Raw genomic sequence first — 19542 nt, forward strand, 5'->3', positions numbered from 1 at the left:
TCAGCAGTGAAACCGCTCTGCGCCGATGGTAGTGTGGGGCCTCCCCATGCGAGAGTAGGTCATCGTCAGGCACTTATTCAGAAACCCCGACCCATGGTCGGGGTTTCGTCGTTTTAGGGGCCTCCCCATGGAGAGTCCCGGAATGCCGGCCGTCTGAGGAGCCGCTCACCGGAGCGCCGGCCGCCGGAGCCCGGAGCGCCGGCCGGAACACCCTCAGGCACTTATTGGAAAAAGCCTCGAGCTCATGATGAGCTCGAGGCTTTTTTGCGTCTGGATACCGAGCCTCTCCAGACGCTTACATTTCCGGCCACTTACATTTCCGGGGTGCGTTGCATCCGCTAGAATAGGTTCTTTTCCGGTCCGGGATCCCTGGCATGACCATCGGTGACCTCATACGCCTTCTTGGCGACGGCGAATTCCATTCGGGCGAGCAGCTCGGTGAGAAGTTCGGTGTGTCGCGCGCTGCGGTATGGAAGCAGTTGCGCAAGCTCGAGTCTCTGGGCATCAGCATGGAGGCGGTGAAAGGGCAGGGGTATCGGCTTGCCGAACCCCTGGAGCTTCTGGATGGGCCGCGCATCATCGCTGGACTCTCTCGTCAGGCACGTGGCCATCTGACTCGCCTGATCGTCGAGGAAACCCTTCCCTCCTCCAATGCCTTTCTGCGTGAACGCTTCGATCATGGGGCGGGGCACGGTGAAGTTTGCCTGGTGGAACAGCAGAGCGCCGGGCGCGGTCGCCGTGGGCGGGCCTGGAGCACTCCCTGGGGTAAGAGCGTCATGCTCTCCCTGGGGTGGCGAGTCGAGTCCGGCATTGCTGCCCTGGAGGGGCTGAGCCTTGCCGCAGGGGTGGCCCTGGCCCGGGTGCTGGAGAGTCACGGGGTTTCGCCGCTACTGAAGTGGCCCAATGATGTGCTGCTGAAGAGACCGGATGGTGAGTACGGCAAGCTGGCGGGCATCCTGGTGGAGGTCAGTGGGGACGCCTCTGGCCCCTGTGAGGTGGTGATCGGCATGGGGCTCAACCTTTCCCTGAGCGATGCGTTCCGCGGCTCCCTGGGACAGCCTGCCGCGGCTGTCGAGGATCAGGTCACCGGGGTATCCCGCAACGCACTGGCAGTCGATCTGCTGGAGGCGCTGCTTCCCCTGGTGGCGGAGTTCGAGCATGAGGGGTTTGCCCCGTGGCGCGATGCCTGGAACGCCCGACACGCCTTCGCCGGCCGCGAAGTGGACGTGTTGAGTGGCAATGCACGGGAGGTGGCGCTGGTCGAGGAGGTGGATGCCTCCGGCAACCTGGTGGTGGTTCAGGGTGGAGAGCGACGCTACCTGGCGGGTGGCGAGATCAGTCTGCGTGTGCGCCCATGATTCTCGACCTTGATATCGGCAACACGCTCTCCAAGTGGCGCCTCAAGGATGTCGATACCAGCGAGATCCGTTCTCGTGGGGCGGTATGGACGCGAGAGGAGTGGCGGCCGGGGGCCGATATTCCCAACCTCGAGGTGGTCGAGTCGGTGCGCATATCCAGTGTCGCGAGGCGAGCGGTGCTCGAGGAGACCGTTCAGCTGCTGCGTCAGCGCGTGGGGGCCGTTTATGTGGCCAGCTCCACCCCCGAGGCGCTGGGTGTCACCAATGGTTATGAAGAGCCCGAGCGGCTCGGGGTCGACCGCTGGCTGGGAGTGCTGGCGGGTTACCAGCAGGTTGGCGCCTGTTGTGCCGTGGACTGTGGTAGTGCCATCACCATCGATTTTGTGCTGCCGGGAGGGCGCCACCTGGGTGGGTATATCCTGCCGGGGCTGAGGCTGATGAAGGAGAGCCTCAAGCTGGGGACCCGTAACGTGGCCATCGACCCCGACAGCGAGCCCGAAGAGCTGCTGGTTCCCGGCCGGCGCACGGTGGAGGCGGTCAATCATGGCATCTACATGGCGGCAGTCAGCGCGATCAACCGCGTCTATGCCGAGGTGTGCGATAGCGAAGGAGTTGCGTTGCCGTTGATGCTGACCGGCGGTGATGCACGGGTGGTGGCTCGTGGTCTTCAGGTGCCCCACGCCGTCTGGCCCGATATGGTCTATGGCGGACTCGAGGCATGCTTCCCACTGACGGCTGCCGAGCGGGCAGGACGAATGGCGGGTGCCCCGTGCGTGCCATCGCCGGTGGCGTTGGAAAAAATTCGCGCCGGGCTTGCATTCTCCATGCTGCTTTGACACAATGCGCCGCGTTCCGAAGAGAAGGGCGGCGGTGTCACGAGTCGCTCTAGGCATGAAAAGCTGCTGGTAAAACAATGGCTTGACTTTCGGAATGGCGCTGCTAGAATAGGCCGCCAGTTGGAGGGGTTCCCGAGTGGCCAAAGGGAGCAGACTGTAAATCTGCCGCGAAAGCTTCGAAGGTTCGAATCCTTCCCCCTCCACCAGAATCAGGCAGCGATGATGAGGTTGGTCATCGAGGCCGCAAGAGTGGGTAGGCGGGCATAGTTCAATGGTAGAACCTCAGCCTTCCAAGCTGATGATGCGGGTTCGATCCCCGCTGCCCGCTCCAGCACCTTTGGGTGCTAAAGGTTAGGCTCATGTAGCTCAGGGGTAGAGCACACCCTTGGTAAGGGTGAGGTCGACGGTTCAAATCCGTCCATGAGCTCCACATTGAAAGGCGAGCCACGGCTCGCCTTTTCTCTTTCTCGCCATTGATAGATGCAAAGTGGCGAGAGGGGTTGCCAGGCGAAGCGGCTTTCGCTATGATGGCGCCCGCTGTCGCAAGCCACCTGCAAAGGGTGGAGAAAGGCAGATACAGGCCAGTAGCTCAATTGGCAGAGCAGCGGTCTCCAAAACCGCAGGTTGGGGGTTCGATTCCCTCCTGGCCTGCCAGTCTTCCCCAGGCTGGCTTACTCCCGTAAGAATTCACGTTTCGATTGCCGCGCCTTGAGGAGTCTCGTTTTCATGAAACATAACGCCGAGGTGCAGGAGTCGCGCCACGACGGGCTCAAGTGGGCGGTTGTCGTCACTCTGCTGGTTCTGGCCGTGGTAGGCAATACCTACTTCGCCGACCAGGCTCTGCTCTATCGCGTGTTGGGTGTTGTGGCGTTGAGCGTCATGGCGGCCCTGGTGGCCATGACCACCGCCAAGGGGCGCAGCCTGGCCGAGCTGGCCCGTGCCGCCAAGAAAGAGATCCAGCGCGTAGTGTGGCCGACGCGGCCCGAGACCATCCAGACTACCGTCATCGTGCTGGTCGCCGTGCTGGTGGTCGGCTTGATGCTGTGGTTGATCGACACCCTTCTTGGCTGGGCGATGTCCGGCGTTATCGGTTAGGAGCCCCCATGTCCAAGCGTTGGTACGTCATTCACGCCTACTCCGGCTTCGAGAAACATGTCATGCGTTCACTTGGTGAGCGCGTGAAGATGTTTGGCATGGAGGATCGCTTCGGCGAGATTCTGGTGCCAACCGAAGAAGTCGTCGAGATGCGTGATGGCAAGCGTCGCAAGAGCGAGCGCAAGTTCTATCCCGGCTATGTGCTGGTCGAGATGGAAATGGATGACGAAACCTGGCACCTGGTCAACGAAACCCCGCGCGTCATGGGGTTCATCGGTGGCACCAAGGAGAAGCCGGCACCCATCACTCAGAAAGAGGCCGATGCCATCCTGCGTCGGGTCGAGGATGGGACCGACAAGCCAAAGCCCAAGACCCTGTTCGAGCCGGGGCAGTCGGTTCGGGTCATCGATGGCCCCTTCGCCGACTTCAACGGTGTCGTCGAAGAGGTGAACTACGACAAGAGTCGCGTTCAGGTCAGCGTGCTGATCTTCGGACGCTCGACCCCTGTCGAGCTGGAATTCGCGCAGGTCGAGAAAGAGTAACGCTCGACCTGATGCAGGCAGGGCCGCAGCAGCGGCCGCAATACCGGGGAGCCGAAAGGCGCTACTACCCAACTGGAGTCCAATATGGCCAAGAAAGTACAGGCTTACATCAAGCTGCAGGTAGCAGCTGGTAAGGCCAACCCGAGTCCCCCCGTGGGCCCCGCGCTGGGTCAGCACGGCGTCAACATCATGGAGTTCTGCAAGGCGTTCAACGCCGCGACCCAGGAAATTGAGCCGGGTCTGCCCACTCCGGTGGTGATCACCGTCTACTCCGACCGCAGCTTCACCTTCATCACCAAGACCCCGCCCGCGGCGGTCCTGCTGAAGAAGGCGGCTGGCATCAAGTCCGGCTCCGGTGAGCCGAACAAGAACAAGGTCGGTACCGTGACCCGTGAACAGCTCGAAGAGATCGCCAAGACCAAGGAGCCGGATCTGACGGCTGCCGATCTCGACGCCGCGGTGCGTACCATTGCCGGTAGTGCCCGCAGCATGGGCCTGAACGTGGAGGGTCTCTGATCATGGCCAAGCTGTCCAAGCGCGCGAAGATGATTAGCGAGAAGGTCGACTCCACCAAGGTCTACTCTCTCGAGGAAGCCGTGGCTCTGCTCAGCGAGCTCTCCACGGTCAAGTTCAAGGAGTCCCTGGACGTCGCCATCAACCTGGGCGTCGATCCGCGCAAATCCGACCAGGTGGTGCGTGGTGCGACCGTGATGCCCAACGGAACCGGCAAGGACGTTCGCGTCGCCGTGTTCACCCAGGGTGCCAACGCCGATGCCGCCAAGGAAGCCGGTGCCGATATCGTCGGCATGGATGACCTGGCCGAACAGGTCAAGAAGGGCCAGCTGGACTTCGACGTGGTGATCGCTTCGCCCGACGCCATGCGCGTGGTCGGCCAGCTGGGCCAGATCCTCGGCCCGCGCGGCCTGATGCCGAACCCCAAGGTCGGCACCGTGACCCCTGACGTGGCGACTGCCGTCAAGAACGCCAAGGCCGGTCAGGTGCGTTTCCGTACCGACAAGAACGGCATCATCCACACCACCCTTGGCAAGGTCGACTTCGACGCCACCGCCATCCAGGGCAACCTGGACGCGCTGGTCGCCGACCTGAAGAAGCTCAAGCCGAGCACCTCCAAGGGCGTGTATTTCAAGAAGGTCACCCTGTCCACCACCATGGGCCCGGGTGTGACCATCGACCACTCCGGTCTGGTCTGATCGGTCGGTAGGTCGAACATTCAGCAAGAACTTTGCGGTCCCCGTGTCGAGTCATGACTCGCCGGCGGGGCACCGTCAAAGACCGCAGGCGCCGCCTCGCTCGTGTGAGGCGGCTTAATCATCCCTTCGGGGCTGGCCTGCGCAGATGGTGTGGCCGCCAGGCTTCTGGTGAGCACCATCACCCAGGACTTCCGGCCCGCCTTCGGGCAGCCGGGAGAGATGGTAACCACCGGAACCCTCATCGCGAGGTTCCGGCACGAAGGAGTGATCACCGTGCCACTAGCACTCGAAGGCAAGAAGGCGATTGTTGCCGAGGTCAGTGAAGCGGCCAAGGATGCGCTCTCCGTCGTAGTTGCCGATTCTCGTGGCGTCGCGGTCAGCAAGATGACCGAACTGCGCAAGCAGGCCCGCGAGAATGGCGTCCAGGTGCGTGTTGTTCGCAACACCCTGGCACGCCGCGCCCTGTCCGGAACTCCCTGGGAGATTCTGGACGAAAGCTTCTCGGGTCCGACCCTGCTGGCTTTCTCCTACGAGCACCCGGGCGCCGCCGCCCGTCTGTTCAAGGAGTTCGCCAAGGAGGAGAAGAGCTTCGAAGTCAAGGCGCTGGCCTACGAAGGTGAGCTGATTCCGGCCACCGAACTCGATCGTCTGGCGACGCTGCCGACCTACGACGAGGCCATTGCCAAGCTGATGTCCGTCATGAAAGAGGCATCTGCCGGCAAGCTGGTCCGTACCCTGGCCGCCCTGCGCGACCAGAAGCAGGAAGAAGCCGCCTGATCGGCGAACTCCTGCAGGCAGCCTGAATCGAATATTGAATCCCGAGCCGACGCTTGAGCGTGGCTCCCGCAAAGTTAGGAATCGTGACAATGGCACTGACCAAAGAAGATATCATCAACGCCGTCTCCGACATGTCCGTCATGGAAGTGGTCGAGCTGATCGAGGCCATGGAAGAGAAGTTCGGCGTCTCCGCCGCCGCCGCTGTCGTGGCTGGCCCGGGTGGCGGTGAAGCCGCTGCCGAGGAAGAGCAGACCGAGTTCGACCTGGTGCTGACCAGCGCTGGCGACAAGAAGGTCAACGTGATCAAGGTCGTCCGTGAGATCACCGGTCTGGGCCTGAAGGAAGCCAAGGGTGCCGTCGACGGCGCACCGGCTACCGTCAAGGAAGCTATGTCCAAGGAAGATGCAGAAGCGGCCAAGGCCAAGCTGGAAGAAGCCGGCGCGAGCGTGGAGCTCAAGTAAGTCCTTGAGCAACATGGCTTCACGCGCGGCGTAAGCTTCCACGGCTGGTGGCGGGACACCCGCTGCCGGCCTTTTTCTGTTGTCACTGGCCGCTGCTTCGGCAGTCCGGCCAGACGAATTCCAGAAGGCGAGCGTCCCTCTAGGCGCTTGCCTTCATCGCCTGACGGAGCCGCACCCCGTCGGGTGGCGCCGACCACGCATCGGTCACCCATGGTGAACAAGCTGGGGAATACAGATGGCTTACTCATACACTGAGAAAAAACGCATCCGCAAGGATTTCGGCAAACTGCCCCAAGTGATGGATGTGCCCTACCTGCTGGCGATCCAGCTTGATTCCTATTACGACTTCCTCCAGCAGGACCGAGCGCCCGAGGAGCGTCTCGAGACCGGCTTGCATGCTGCCTTCAGATCGGTGTTCCCGATCGAGAGCATGTCCGGCAATGCTGCGCTGGAGTATGTCAGCTACCGCTTCGGTACGCCGGCCTTCGACGTCAAGGAGTGTCAGCTGCGTGGTGTCACCTATTCGGCTCCACTGCGCGTCAAGGTTCGCCTGATCATCTATGACAAGGAGTCATCGAACAAGGCGATCAAGGACATCAAGGAGCAGGAAGTCTACATGGGGGAGATCCCCCTGATGACGGAGAATGGTACCTTCGTGGTGAACGGTACCGAGCGGGTTATCGTTTCCCAGCTGCACCGTTCTCCCGGCGTGTTCTTCGATCACGACAAGGGCAAGAGCCACTCCTCCGGCAAGCTGCTCTACTCCGCGCGGGTCATCCCCTACCGCGGCTCCTGGCTCGACTTCGAGTTCGATCCCAAGGACAGTGTCTTCGTGCGTATCGACCGTCGCCGCAAGCTGCCGGCTTCGGTACTGCTGCGCGCGCTGGGCATGAGCGCCGAGGAGATCCTCGAGGAGTTCTTCGAGACCAGCACCTTCCACGTCGAGAAGAAGGGCTTCTCCGTGGAACTGGTGCCGTCGCGCCTGCGCGGCGAGACCGCCACCTTCGACATCAAGGATGCCGATGGCGGCCTGATCGTCGAGGAAGGCCGTCGCATTACCCAGAAGCATATCCGTCAGCTGGAGAAGGCCGGCCTCGAGCGCCTCGAGGTGCCGATGGAGTATCTGTTCGGCAAGACCCTGGCCAAGGATCAGGTCGACCCGAACACCGGTGAGCTGCTCTGCCCCTGCAACACCGAGATCACCCCGGAGCTGCTCGAGAAGCTCGGCCAGGCCGGCATCACCACCCTCGAGACGCTGTACACCAACGATCTCGACTGTGGTCCCTTCATCTCCGACACCCTCAAGCTGGACACCACAGGGTCCCAGCTCGAGGCGCTGGTCGAGATCTATCGCATGATGCGCCCCGGCGAGCCGCCCACCAAGGAGGCCGCCGAGACCCTGTTCAACAACCTGTTCTTCAGCGAAGACCGTTACGACATCTCCAGTGTCGGTCGCATGAAGTTCAACCGCCGCCTGCGTCGCGAGTCCGATACCGGCTCAGGCGTACTGGATCGTCGTGACATCCTCGACGTGCTCAAGGAGCTGATCCATATCCGTAACGGCTTCGGCGAGGTGGACGACATCGACCACCTGGGCAACCGCCGTATCCGCTGCGTGGGCGAGATGGCCGAGAACCAGTTCCGCGTCGGTCTGGTGCGCGTCGAGCGCGCGGTCAAGGAGCGTCTCTCCATGGCCGAGAGCGAGGGCCTGATGCCCCAGGACCTGATCAACGCCAAGCCCGTCGCCGCGGCGGTCAAGGAGTTCTTCGGTTCCAGCCAGCTCTCCCAGTTCATGGACCAGAACAACCCGCTCTCCGAGGTCACCCACAAGCGTCGTGTCTCCGCGCTTGGTCCGGGCGGCCTGACCCGCGAGCGGGCCGGCTTCGAGGTGCGTGACGTTCACGCAACCCACTATGGTCGTCTGTGCCCGATCGAGACCCCGGAAGGCCCCAACATCGGCCTGATCAACTCCCTGGCGACCTACAGCCACACCAACAGCTATGGCTTCCTCGAGACGCCGTACCGCAAGGTGGTGGACAGCCAGTTGACCGACGAGGTAGTCCATCTCTCGGCCATCGAGGAGGGTAACTTCGTTATCGCCCAGGCCTCGGCGACCGTGGATGAGAGCGGCAAGCTGGCCGACGACCTGGTGCAGGTGCGCCACAAGGGCGAGACCACCTTCATGCGTCCCGAGCAGGTGACGCTGATGGACGTGTCGCCGCGTCAGGTGGTATCGGTTGCCGCCGCGCTGATTCCCTTCCTCGAGCACGATGACGCCAACCGCGCCCTGATGGGAGCCAACATGCAGCGTCAGGCGGTGCCGACCCTGCGTGCCGACAAGCCGCTGGTGGGTACCGGCATGGAGCGCTTCGTCGCCCGTGACTCCGGGGTCTGTGAGGTGGCGCGTCGCGGCGGGGTGATCGACTCCGTGGATGCCAAGCGCATCGTGGTGCGTGTCAACGAGGATGAGATCATCGGCGGTGAGGCCGGCGTTGATATCTACAACCTCACCAAGTACGTGCGCTCCAACCAGAACACCTGCCAGAACCAGCGGCCGATCGTGCGTCCTGGTGACTCGGTGGCGCGTGGCGACATCCTCGCCGATGGCCCCTCAGTGGACATGGGTGACCTGGCGCTTGGCCAGAACATGCGCATCGCCTTCATGCCCTGGAACGGCTACAACTTCGAGGACTCGATCCTGCTCTCGGAGCGGGCGGTGGAGGAGGACCGCTTCACCACCATCCATATCCAGGAGCTGACCTGCGTCTCCCGCGACACCAAGCTGGGGCCGGAGGAGATCACCTCCGATATCCCCAACGTCGGCGAGTCGGCGCTCTCCAAGCTGGATGAGGCCGGTGTGGTCTATATCGGTGCGGAAGTCGGTCCCGGCGATATCCTGGTCGGCAAGGTCACGCCCAAGGGGGAGACCCAGCTGACGCCGGAAGAGAAGCTGCTGCGTGCGATCTTCGGTGAGAAGGCCAGCGACGTGAAGGACACCTCCCTGCGTGCCCCGACCGGCATGAAGGGGACCGTCATCGACGTCCAGGTCTTCACCCGCGACGGCGTGGAGAAGGACTCGCGTGCGCTCTCCATCGAGCAGATGCAGCTCGACGAGGTACGCAAGGACCTCCAGGAGACCTATCGCATCGCCGAGGATGCCACCTTCGAGCGTCTCAAGCGCACCCTGAGTGGACAGGCGGTGAACGGTGGTCCCCAGCTCAAGAAGGGTGACGTGCTCTCCGAGAGCTACCTCGACGAGTTGCCGCGTCAGCAGTGGTTCAAGCTGCGCCTGCAGGACGAGACGCTCAACGAGCTGCTGGCCCAGGCCGACGAGCAGCTGGAGACGCGTCGCAAGGAGATGGACGAGCGTTTCGAGGACAAGAAGCGCAAGCTGACCCAGGGGGACGACCTGGCGCCGGGCGTGCTCAAGATCGTCAAGGTCTACATGGCGGTCAAGCGTCGCCTGCAGCCGGGCGACAAGATGGCGGGTCGTCACGGTAACAAGGGTGTCATCTCGGCGATCATGCCTATCGAGGACATGCCGTTCGACGATCAGGGCGAGCCGGTGGATGTCGTGCTCAACCCGCTGGGCGTGCCCTCGCGCATGAACGTCGGTCAGATCCTGGAAACCCACTTGGGTCTCGCCGCCTGGGGGCTGGGTCGCAAGATCGACGCTCTGCTGCGCGATGCACGTGAGCAGCAGGTGGCCGAGATCCGCGAGTTCCTGGGGCAGGTCTACAACACCACTCCGGGCACCCGGATCGAGGAACTCGACACGCTTTCCGATGATGAGGTGATCGCCCTGGCGAAGAACCTCAAGGGAGGGGTGCCGATGTCCACGCCGGTGTTCGATGGCGCCGAAGAGGATGAGATCAAGCATCTGCTGCGCCTGGCCGAGCTGCCGGATTCCGGTCAGATGACGCTCTATGACGGCCGTACCGGCGATGCCTTCGACCGTCCGGTGACCGTTGGCTACATGTACATGCTCAAGCTCAACCACCTGGTGGACGACAAGATGCACGCCCGTTCCACCGGCTCCTACTCGCTGGTGACCCAGCAGCCGCTGGGCGGCAAGGCGCAGTTCGGTGGTCAGCGCTTCGGTGAGATGGAGGTCTGGGCCCTGGAGGCCTATGGTGCCGCCTATACCCTCCAGGAGATGCTCACCGTCAAGTCCGATGACGTGGAGGGTCGTACCAAGATGTACAAGAACATCGTGGATGGCGATCACGCCATGCAGGCGGGCATGCCGGAATCCTTCAACGTGCTGGTGAAGGAGATCCGCTCGCTGGGCATCGACATCGAGCTCGAGAGCTGAGGCGGCCGACGCTTCACATTATGACGGTCCGCGGGGGTGGCAGCATCGCCCCCGCCCATGACAACTCCGCAGCGGAGCCGACCCCATGAAAGATTTGGTGAAAGTCCTCAAATCGCAGTCTCAGTCCGACGAGTTCGACGCGATCAAGATTACCCTGGCGTCCCCGGACATGATCCGTTCCTGGTCATTCGGGGAAGTCAAGAAGCCCGAGACCATCAACTACCGTACCTTCAAGCCGGAACGGGACGGCCTGTTCTGTGCCAAGATCTTTGGTCCGGTAAAGGATTACGAGTGCTTGTGCGGCAAGTACAAGCGCATGAAGCATCGCGGTATCATCTGCGAGAAGTGCGGCGTGGAGGTCACCAAGGCCGCCGTGCGTCGTGAGCGCATGGCGCATATCGAGCTGGCCAGCCCCGTCGCCCATATCTGGTTCTTGAAGTCGCTCCCGTCACGTATCGGCATGTTCCTGGACATGACCCTGCGTGATATCGAGCGCGTGCTCTACTTCGAGAGCTTCGTGGTCATCGACCCGGGCATGACCACGCTGGAGCGCGGTCAGCTGCTCAACGACGAGCAGTACTTCGAGGCCCTCGAGGAGTTTGGAGACGACTTCGACGCCCGCATGGGTGCCGAGGCGGTCCAGGCGCTGCTCAAGGACATCGACATGCTGGAGGAGATCGAGCGCCTGCGCGAGGAGATCCCCCAGACCAACTCCGAGACCAAGATCAAGAAGCTCTCCAAGCGGCTCAAGCTGCTGGAGGCCTTCCAGGGATCCGGCAACGATCCGGCCTGGATGGTCATGGAGGTGTTGCCGGTGCTGCCGCCGGACCTGCGTCCGCTGGTGCCGCTGGACGGTGGGCGCTTCGCGACCTCCGACCTCAACGACCTCTATCGTCGTGTGATCAACCGCAACAACCGCCTGAAGCGGCTGCTCGATCTCAATGCGCCCGATATCATCGTGCGCAACGAGAAGCGCATGCTGCAGGAAGCGGTCGATGCGCTGCTCGACAACGGTCGCCGTGGCCGTGCCATCACCGGTTCCAACAAGCGCCCGCTGAAGTCCCTGGCCGACATGATCAAGGGCAAGCAGGGGCGTTTCCGTCAGAACCTGTTGGGCAAGCGCGTCGACTATTCCGGCCGTTCGGTGATCACCGTCGGCCCGACCCTGCGCCTGCACCAGTGCGGCCTGCCCAAGAAGATGGCGCTGGAGCTGTTCAAGCCGTTCATCTACTCCAAGCTGCAGTCGCTGGGCCATGCCTCCACCATCAAGGCGGCCAAGAAGATGGTCGAGCGCGAGACGGCCGAGGTGTGGGATATCCTCGCCGACGTCATTCGCGAGCACCCGGTTCTGCTCAACCGCGCGCCGACCCTGCACCGCCTCGGCATCCAGGCCTTCGAGCCGCTGCTGATCGAGGGCAAGGCGATCCAGCTGCACCCGCTGGTGTGTGCCGCCTACAACGCTGACTTCGACGGTGACCAGATGGCGGTCCACGTGCCGCTGACCCTGGAAGCTCAGCTCGAGGCGCGTACGCTGATGATGGCGACCAACAACGTGCTGTCGCCGGCCAACGGTGAGCCGATCATCGTGCCCTCCCAGGACGTGGTGCTGGGTCTGTATTACATGACCCGGGAGAAGATCAACGCCCGGGGCGAGGGCATGGTCTTCACCGACCTCAACGAGGTGGAGCGCGCCTTCAACACCCAGAATGTGGCGCTGCATGCCCGCATCAAGGTGCGTCTCGACGAGGTTCTCATCGATGAGGAGAGCGGCGAGAAGACCCATCAGCGCATGCTGCGCGACACCACCGTCGGGCGTGCACTGCTGTTCCGCATCCTGCCGGAGGGCGTGCCCTTCGAGCTGGTCGACCAGCCGATGAAGAAGAAGGCGATCTCCGGCCTGCTCAACGAGGTCTATCGTCGCTCGGGTCTCAAGCCGACGGTCATCTTCGCCGACCAGCTGATGTACACCGGCTTCCGCCTGGCCACCTGGTCCGGCGCCTCCATCGGGGTCAACGACTTCGTCATCCCGGACGCCAAGGCCGAGATCGTCGAGGCCGCCGAGGAGGAGGTCAAGGAGATCGAGGACCAGTTCTCATCGGGCCTGGTGACCGCGGGCGAGAAGTACAACAAGGTGATCGACATCTGGTCCAAGGCCAACGACAAGGTGGCCAAGGCGATGATGGTGGGGATCTCCAAGGAGACCGTGATCGACCGCGAAGGCAAGGAGGTCGAACAGGACTCCTTCAACAGCGTGTTCATCATGGCCGACTCCGGTGCTCGGGGTAGCGCCGCCCAGATCCGCCAGCTGGCGGGCATGCGTGGCCTGATGGCCAAGCCGGACGGCTCGATCATCGAGACACCGATCGTGGCGAACTTCCGTGAGGGTCTGAACGTACTCCAGTACTTCATCTCCACCCACGGTGCCCGTAAGGGTCTGGCGGATACCGCCCTGAAGACCGCCAACTCCGGTTACCTGACCCGTCGCCTGGTCGACGTGGCCCAGGACATGGTGATCACCGAGACGGACTGTGGTACCGAGCGTGGCCTGACCCTGCATCCGGTGATCGAGGGTGGCGATATCATCGTGCCCCTGGCACAGCGGGTGCTGGGCCGTGTGGTCGCCCAGGATGTCATCGATCCGGCCAGCGACGAGGTGCTGATCCCGCGTAACACCCTGCTCGACGAGAAGTGGTGTGCCGATCTCGACACCATGGGTGTCGACGAAATCGTGGTGCGCAGTGCGATCAGCTGTGAGACCGCCCATGGCGTCTGCTCGGCCTGTTACGGCCGCGACCTGGCGCGTGGCCATCAGGTCAATATCGGCGAGTCCGTCGGCGTCATCGCCGCGCAGTCGATCGGTGAGCCGGGCACCCAGCTGACCATGCGGACCTTCCACATCGGTGGTGCCGCATCGCGGGCCTCCGCGGTGGACAGTGTCCAGGTCAAGCATGGCGGTAAGGTACGTCTGCACAACATCAAGTATGTCGAGCGCGCCGACGGCAAGTTGGTGGTGGTCTCGCGCTCCAGTGCCCTGGCCGTCGCCGACGAGCATGGTCGCGAGCGCGAATATTACAAGCTGCCCTACGGTGCCGAGCTGTCGGTCCGCGACGGCGACAGTGTCGACGCCGGTCAGGCAGTGGCCAAGTGGGATCCGCACACCCACCCGATCGTCGCCGAGGCCGAGGGTGCCGTGCAGTACGCCGACATGGAGGAGGGCGTCACCATCCACCGCAGCGTGGACGAGATGACCGGTCTCTCCTCCATCGAGGTGATCGAGGCGGCGGCGCGGCCGATGGCTGGTCGCGACAAGCGCCCGATGATCCTGCTCAATGACGAGTCCGGCAAGCCGGTCACCGTCACTGGATCCGATACTCCCGTGCAGTATCCGCTGCCCGGCAAGTCGATTGTCACCGCCGACAACGGCGCTCGGATCGGTATCGGTGAAGTGGTCGCGCGTATCCCGGTGGAGGCCTCTTCGAACAAGGACATCACCGGTGGTCTGCCGCGTGTCGCGGATCTGTTCGAGGCGCGCAAGCCCAAGGAACCGTCGATCCTCGCCGAAATCAGCGGCGTGATCAGCTTCGGCAAGGAGACCAAGGGCAAGCGTCGCCTGACGATTACCCCGGAAGGCGGTGGCGATCCCTTCGAGACGCTGATCCCGAAGTGGCGTCAGATCGCGGTCTTCGAGGGCGAGTCGGTCGCGAAGGGCGAGGTCATCTCCGATGGTCCCAGCAACCCCCACGACATCCTGCGTCTGTTGGGTGTCGAGGAGCTGGCCAAGTACATCACCGCCGAGATCCAGGAGGTCTACCGCCTCCAGGGCGTGGGCATCAACGACAAGCACATTGAAGTGATCGTGCGTCAGATGCTGCGCAAGGTCGAGATCACCGATGCCGGTGACTCCGACTTCATCCCCGGCGATCAGGCTGAGCTGGTGCGGGTGCTCGAACAGAATGCGCGCCTCGAGAAGGCGGGCAAGTTCCCGGCCAAGTATCAGCGTGTGCTGCTCGGTATCACCAAGGCCAGCCTGGCAACCGAGTCGTTCATCTCCGCGGCCTCCTTCCAGGAGACCACGCGAGTGCTGACCGAAGCCGCGGTGACCGGCAAGCGGGATTACCTGCGCGGCTTGAAGGAGAACGTCGTGGTGGGTCGCCTGATCCCGGCCGGTACCGGCCTGACTCACCATGCCGAGCGTCGCCGCCGGCGCAATGGTGTCGAAGAGCCTGCCGCACCGTCGGCCCATGACGTCGAGCAGGCGCTGGGTGCTCAGTTGACCGCGCTGGATTCGGATGACGACGAGATCTGACGTCACCGGCAGCTCCGGCCGCTGCGGCGGCCGGGCTTGACGAAGGGCGGCGTCAGCCAGTAGAATGCGCAGCCTTTAACAGTGGGGCGGGTGCGCCCGAACCTGCTGGGAAGGTAGCGTAGTACAGGAAAGCGAGCGGCTACCTCGCTTCCGCAAGGCAACCCATTGGAGCAATAGATGGCAACAATCAATCAGCTGGTGCGCAAGCCGCGCAAGCGTCCCGTCAGCAAGAGTGACGTGCCGGCGCTGCAGGCCTGCCCGCAGAAGCGCGGCGTTTGCACCCGCGTCTACACGACTACCCCGAAGAAGCCGAACTCCGCACTGCGTAAGGTGTGCCGTGTTCGCCTGACCAACGGGTTCGAGGTTTCCTCCTACATTGGTGGTGAGGGGCACAACCTGCAGGAGCACTCCGTGGTTCTGATCCGCGGTGGTCGAGTCAAGGACCTTCCCGGTGTGCGTTATCACACCGTGCGCGGCGCTCTGGACACCTCCGGCGTGCAGAACCGTAAGCAGGGTCGTTCCAAGTACGGTACCAAGCGTCCCAAGGCCTGATCGGCCCGGATCGCGATTTCACCACCCATTGATATCGGTCTGATAAGAGTAAGGTCGGGCGTCGCGGGCTCAAAGCGAGTGCGCGGGAGTTCCGAGTTTACCTGAAGGACCCTTCAACAGAGGGCTTATCATGCCTAGAAGAAGAGTTGCGGCCAAGCGTGAGATCCTGCCGGATCCCAAGTTCGGAAGCGAACGCCTGGCGAAGTTCATGAACCACCTGATGATCGGCGGCAAGAAGTCCGTAGCTGAGCGCATCGTCTATGGTGCGCTGGACAGGGTTGCCGAGCGCAGTAACGAAGAGCCGCTGGAGATCTTCGACAAGGCGCTGGAGAGCATCCAGCCGATGGTCGAGGTGAAGTCACGCCGCGTCGGCGGCGCGACCTATCAGGTGCCGGTCGAGGTGCGTCCCTCGCGTCGTCAGGCGCTGGCCATGCGTTGGCTGGCAGATGCCGCGCGCCGCCGTGGTGAAAAGACCATGGTGCTGCGTCTCGCCGGCGAGATGCTCGATGCCGCCGAAGGCAAGGGCTCTGCGGTCAAGAAGCGTGAAGACGTGCATCGTATGGCTGAAGCCAACAAGGCCTTCTCGCACTTCCGGTTCTAAGTGCCGGCCGCAAAACGCATCGCCAACCAACGGGGAGTTCCACCGTGGCTCGCAAAACTCCGCTAAAACGCTATCGCAACATCGGGATCGTCGCCCACGTCGATGCCGGCAAGACCACCACGACCGAGCGCGTGCTGTTCTATACCGGGATCAACCACAAGTTGGGCGAGACCCACGAAGGCGCTTCTACCACCGACTGGATGGAGCAGGAGCAGGAGCGTGGTATCACCATCACCTCCGCTGCCGTGACGACATTCTGGAGGGGGATGAACCACCAGTTCGACGAGCATCGCATCAACATCATCGACACCCCCGGGCACGTTGACTTCACCATCGAGGTGGAGCGTTCCCTGCGTGTGCTCGACGGTGCCGTGGTGGTGCTGTGTGGCTCTTCCGGCGTGCAGCCGCAGACCGAGACAGTCTGGCGTCAGGCCAACAAGTACGAAGTTCCGCGCATGGTGTTCGTCAACAAGATGGACCGTACCGGCGCTGACTTCTTCAACGTGGTCGCCCAGCTCAAGGACCGGCTCGGTGCCAATGCCGTGCCGATCCAGATCAACTGGGGCACCGAGGAAGACTTCAAGGGCGTCATCGATCTGATCGAGATGAAGGCCATCCAGTGGAACGAAAGCGATTTCGGTGCCACCTATGACCTGATCGATATCCCCGCCGATCTCCAGGAGACCGCGGAGAAGTATCGCGAGGAGATGGTCGAGGCCGCAGCCGAAGCTTCCGAAGAGCTGATGGACAAGTACCTGGAAGGTGGCGAGCTTTCCAAGGAAGAGATCAAGGCCGGTCTGCGCCGTCGTACTCTCGACAACGAGATCGTGCTGGTCACCTGCGGCTCTGCGTTCAAGAACAAGGGCGTGCAGGCGGTGCTGGACTCAGTCGTCGAATACCTTCCGTCTCCCACCGAGGTCAAGGCGATCGAGGGTGAGCTGGACGACAAGGAAGGTACCATCGAGACTCGCGAGGCCGATGACAAGGCGCCGTTCGCCGCCCTGGCGTTCAAGATCGCGACCGATCCCTTCGTCGGCACCCTGACCTTCATCCGCGTCTACTCCGGCGTGCTGAAGTCCGGCGACAGCGTCTACAACTCCGTGCGCAACAAGAAGGAGCGTATCGGGCGTCTGGTGCAGATGCACGCCAACTCCCGTGAGGAGATCAAGGAAGTGCTGGCCGGCGATATCGCCGCCTGTATCGGTCTGAAGGACGTCACCACCGGCGACACCCTGTGCGACCTGAATGACAAGATCGTGCTGGAGCGCATGGAGTTCCCGGACCCGGTTATCTCCGTGGCCGTCGAGCCGAAGTCCAAGGCGGACCAGGAGAAGATGGGCGTGGCGCTGGGCAAACTGGCCCAGGAAGACCCCTCGTTCCAGGTGCGTACCGACGAGGAGACGGGCCAGACCATCATCTCCGGCATGGGCGAGCTGCACCTCGACATCATCGTCGACCGCATGCGTCGTGAGTTCAAGGTCGAGGCCAACATCGGCAAGCCGCAGGTCGCCTACCGCGAGACCATTCGTGGTTCGGTCGAGCAGGAAGGCAAGTTCGTGCGCCAGTCCGGTGGTCGTGGTCAGTACGGTCACGTGCATCTGCGCATCGAGCCGCTGACCGCGGAAGACAAGGGCGAAGATGAAGACATGAGCTTCAAGTTCGCTTCAGAGATCGTCGGCGGCGTGGTTCCCAAGGAATACGTGCCAGCCGTCGAGAAAGGGGCCTACGAGCAGCTGCAGAACGGTGTCATCGCGGGCTACCCGATGATCGACGTCAAGGTTACGCTGTACGATGGTTCCTACCACGACGTGGACTCCAACGAGACCGCGTTCAAGGTTGCTTCTTCCATGGCAGTCAAGGAAGGTGCCAAGAAGGCCAAGGCGGTGCTGCTCGAGCCGGTAATGAAGGTCGAGGTCGTCACCCCCGAGGACTTCATGGGCGACGTCATGGGTGACCTCAACCGCCGCCGTGGTCTGGTATCCGGCATGGATGACTCGCCCATGGGCAAGGTCATTCGCGCCAGAGTTCCGTTGGCTGAGATGTTCGGTTACGCGACCGATCTGCGTTCTCAGACCCAGGGACGCGCAAGCTACGTCATGGAGTTTGCGGATTACGAAGAGGCGCCGTCCAGCGTCGTTGAAGCCGTCATCAACCAAAACGGTTAACCGTTAGCTAACGTAAAGAGGTTATAGCAGTGGCTAAGGAAAAATTTGAGCGTTCCAAACCGCACGTCAACGTCGGTACCATCGGTCACGTCGACCACGGCAAGACCACTCTGACTGCGGCCCTGACCCGTGTTTCCGCCGAGGTGTTCGGTGGTGACTGGAGCGAGTTCGACGCCATCGACAACGCTCCCGAAGAGCGTGAGCGTGGTATCACCATCGCCACCTCTCACGTCGAGTACCAGTCCGAAGCGCGCCACTACGCGCACGTCGACTGCCCGGGGCACGCCGACTACGTCAAGAACATGATCACCGGTGCCGCCCAGATGGACGGTGCGATCCTGGTCTGTTCCGCTGCCGACGGCCCCATGCCGCAGACTCGCGAGCACATCCTGCTGTCTCGTCAGGTTGGCGTGCCGTACATCGTCGTGTTCCTGAACAAGGCCGACATGGTCGACGACGAAGAGCTGCTCGAGCTGGTCGAGATGGAAGTTCGTGAGCTCCTCGACGAGTACGACTTCCCGGGCGACGACACCCCGATCATCACCGGCTCTGCCCTGATGGCGCTGGAAGGCAAGGACGACAACGGCATGGGCACCACCGCCGTTGCCAGCCTGATCAAGGCCCTGGACGACTACATCCCGGAGCCGGAGCGTGCCATCGATCAGCCGTTCCTGATGCCGATCGAGGACGTGTTCTCCATCTCCGGTCGCGGCACCGTGGTCACCGGTCGTGTCGAGCGCGGCATCGTCAAGGCTGGCGAGGAAGTCGAGATCGTCGGTATCAAGGACACCGTCAAGACCGTCGTTACCGGCGTCGAGATGTTCCGCAAGCTGCTCGACGAAGGTCGTGCCGGCGAGAACGTTGGCGCCCTGCTGCGTGGCACCAAGCGTGACGACGTCGAGCGTGGTCAGGTTCTGGCCAAGCCGGGCACCATCACCCCGCACACCAAGTTCGAGGCCGAGGTGTACGTGCTGTCCAAGGACGAGGGTGGTCGTCACACTCCGTTCTTCAAGGGCTACCGTCCGCAGTTCTACTTCCGTACCACCGACATCACCGGTACCTGTGAGCTGCCGGAAGGCGTCGAGATGGTCATGCCGGGCGACAACGTCAAGATGGTGGTCAGCCTGATCGCGCCGATCGCCATGGACGATGGCCTGCGCTTCGCCATCCGTGAAGGCGGTCGTACCGTCGGCGCTGGCGTCGTGGCCAAGATCGTCGAGTAAGCATCGCGCTGCTTGAATGATCAGAAGGGGCTCCAGGAGGAGCCCCTTTGCTGTTCATCGTCAACGAGTGTTTGACTCTCGTTTTCGGTGTGCATATAAT

The 19542-nt window shown here is 62.6% G+C and carries 14 protein-coding genes and 4 tRNA genes; all 18 read left to right on the top strand.

Annotated elements, in window-relative coordinates; all coding sequences use genetic code 11:
* Nucleotides 1-374 precede the first annotated feature (374 nt).
* Nucleotides 375-1358 carry a biotin--[acetyl-CoA-carboxylase] ligase gene (locus Q0894_RS11700; RefSeq protein WP_299235530.1) on the top strand — a complete coding sequence of 328 codons (984 nt, stop codon included), beginning with the start codon at nucleotides 375-377 and terminating at the stop codon, nucleotides 1356-1358.
* Nucleotides 1355-2194, top strand: coding sequence for a type III pantothenate kinase (locus Q0894_RS11705; protein WP_132044064.1), 840 nt, complete (start codon nucleotides 1355-1357; stop codon nucleotides 2192-2194). The genes Q0894_RS11700 and Q0894_RS11705 overlap by 4 nt, the downstream gene beginning before the upstream one ends.
* Before the next feature lie 122 nt (nucleotides 2195-2316).
* Nucleotides 2317-2400: transfer RNA gene (locus Q0894_RS11710), tRNA-Tyr, on the top strand.
* Nucleotides 2401-2451: 51 nt separating this feature from the next.
* Nucleotides 2452-2525 (top strand) — tRNA-Gly (locus tag Q0894_RS11715).
* 24 nt (nucleotides 2526-2549) lie between these two features.
* A tRNA-Thr gene (locus tag Q0894_RS11720) sits at nucleotides 2550-2624 on the top strand.
* 148 nt (nucleotides 2625-2772) lie between these two features.
* Nucleotides 2773-2848 (top strand) — tRNA-Trp (locus Q0894_RS11725).
* Between the two features lie 72 nt (nucleotides 2849-2920).
* Entirely contained in the window at nucleotides 2921-3289 is a 369-nt protein-coding gene (gene secE, locus Q0894_RS11730; protein ID WP_195689206.1) for a preprotein translocase subunit SecE, read from the top strand.
* 8 nt (nucleotides 3290-3297) lie between these two features.
* Entirely contained in the window at nucleotides 3298-3831 is a 534-nt protein-coding gene (gene nusG / locus Q0894_RS11735) for a transcription termination/antitermination protein NusG (RefSeq protein WP_132044068.1), read from the top strand.
* 84 nt (nucleotides 3832-3915) lie between these two features.
* On the top strand, nucleotides 3916-4347 hold the full coding sequence (rplK, locus tag Q0894_RS11740; RefSeq protein WP_132044070.1) for a 50S ribosomal protein L11: 432 nt from the start codon (nucleotides 3916-3918) through the stop codon (nucleotides 4345-4347).
* Nucleotides 4348-4349: 2 nt separating this feature from the next.
* A complete protein-coding gene (rplA, locus tag Q0894_RS11745) occupies nucleotides 4350-5042 on the top strand; it encodes a 50S ribosomal protein L1 (protein WP_132044072.1) in 693 nt (230 codons plus the stop codon).
* A 273-nt stretch (nucleotides 5043-5315) separates the two neighbouring features.
* On the top strand, nucleotides 5316-5819 hold the full coding sequence (gene rplJ / locus Q0894_RS11750) for a 50S ribosomal protein L10 (protein ID WP_132044074.1): 504 nt from the start codon (nucleotides 5316-5318) through the stop codon (nucleotides 5817-5819).
* A gap of 89 nt (nucleotides 5820-5908) precedes the next feature.
* Nucleotides 5909-6280, top strand: coding sequence for a 50S ribosomal protein L7/L12 (gene rplL / locus Q0894_RS11755; protein ID WP_132044076.1), 372 nt, complete (start codon nucleotides 5909-5911; stop codon nucleotides 6278-6280).
* Between the two features lie 235 nt (nucleotides 6281-6515).
* Nucleotides 6516-10595: a DNA-directed RNA polymerase subunit beta gene (gene rpoB, locus Q0894_RS11760; RefSeq protein WP_299235539.1), complete on the top strand. Its 4080-nt coding sequence runs from the start codon at nucleotides 6516-6518 to the stop codon at nucleotides 10593-10595.
* A gap of 85 nt (nucleotides 10596-10680) precedes the next feature.
* Nucleotides 10681-14901, top strand: coding sequence for a DNA-directed RNA polymerase subunit beta' (gene rpoC, locus Q0894_RS11765; protein WP_299235541.1), 4221 nt, complete (start codon nucleotides 10681-10683; stop codon nucleotides 14899-14901).
* 177 nt (nucleotides 14902-15078) lie between these two features.
* Nucleotides 15079-15453, top strand: coding sequence for a 30S ribosomal protein S12 (gene rpsL / locus Q0894_RS11770; protein ID WP_102626761.1), 375 nt, complete (start codon nucleotides 15079-15081; stop codon nucleotides 15451-15453).
* 130 nt (nucleotides 15454-15583) lie between these two features.
* Nucleotides 15584-16054, top strand: a complete 471-nt coding sequence (rpsG, locus tag Q0894_RS11775; RefSeq protein WP_132044083.1) for a 30S ribosomal protein S7 — start codon at nucleotides 15584-15586, stop codon at nucleotides 16052-16054.
* 44 nt (nucleotides 16055-16098) lie between these two features.
* Nucleotides 16099-18219 (top strand): elongation factor G, encoded by a 2121-nt coding sequence (gene fusA / locus Q0894_RS11780; RefSeq protein ID WP_132044085.1) that lies wholly within the window; start codon nucleotides 16099-16101, stop codon nucleotides 18217-18219.
* Between the two features lie 29 nt (nucleotides 18220-18248).
* On the top strand, nucleotides 18249-19442 hold the full coding sequence (gene tuf / locus Q0894_RS11785; RefSeq protein WP_132044087.1) for an elongation factor Tu: 1194 nt from the start codon (nucleotides 18249-18251) through the stop codon (nucleotides 19440-19442).
* Nucleotides 19443-19542 lie beyond the last annotated feature (100 nt).

Origin of the sequence: uncultured Halomonas sp. (assembly GCF_947501415.1) — a bacterium.
Lineage (GTDB): Bacteria > Pseudomonadota > Gammaproteobacteria > Pseudomonadales > Halomonadaceae > Halomonas.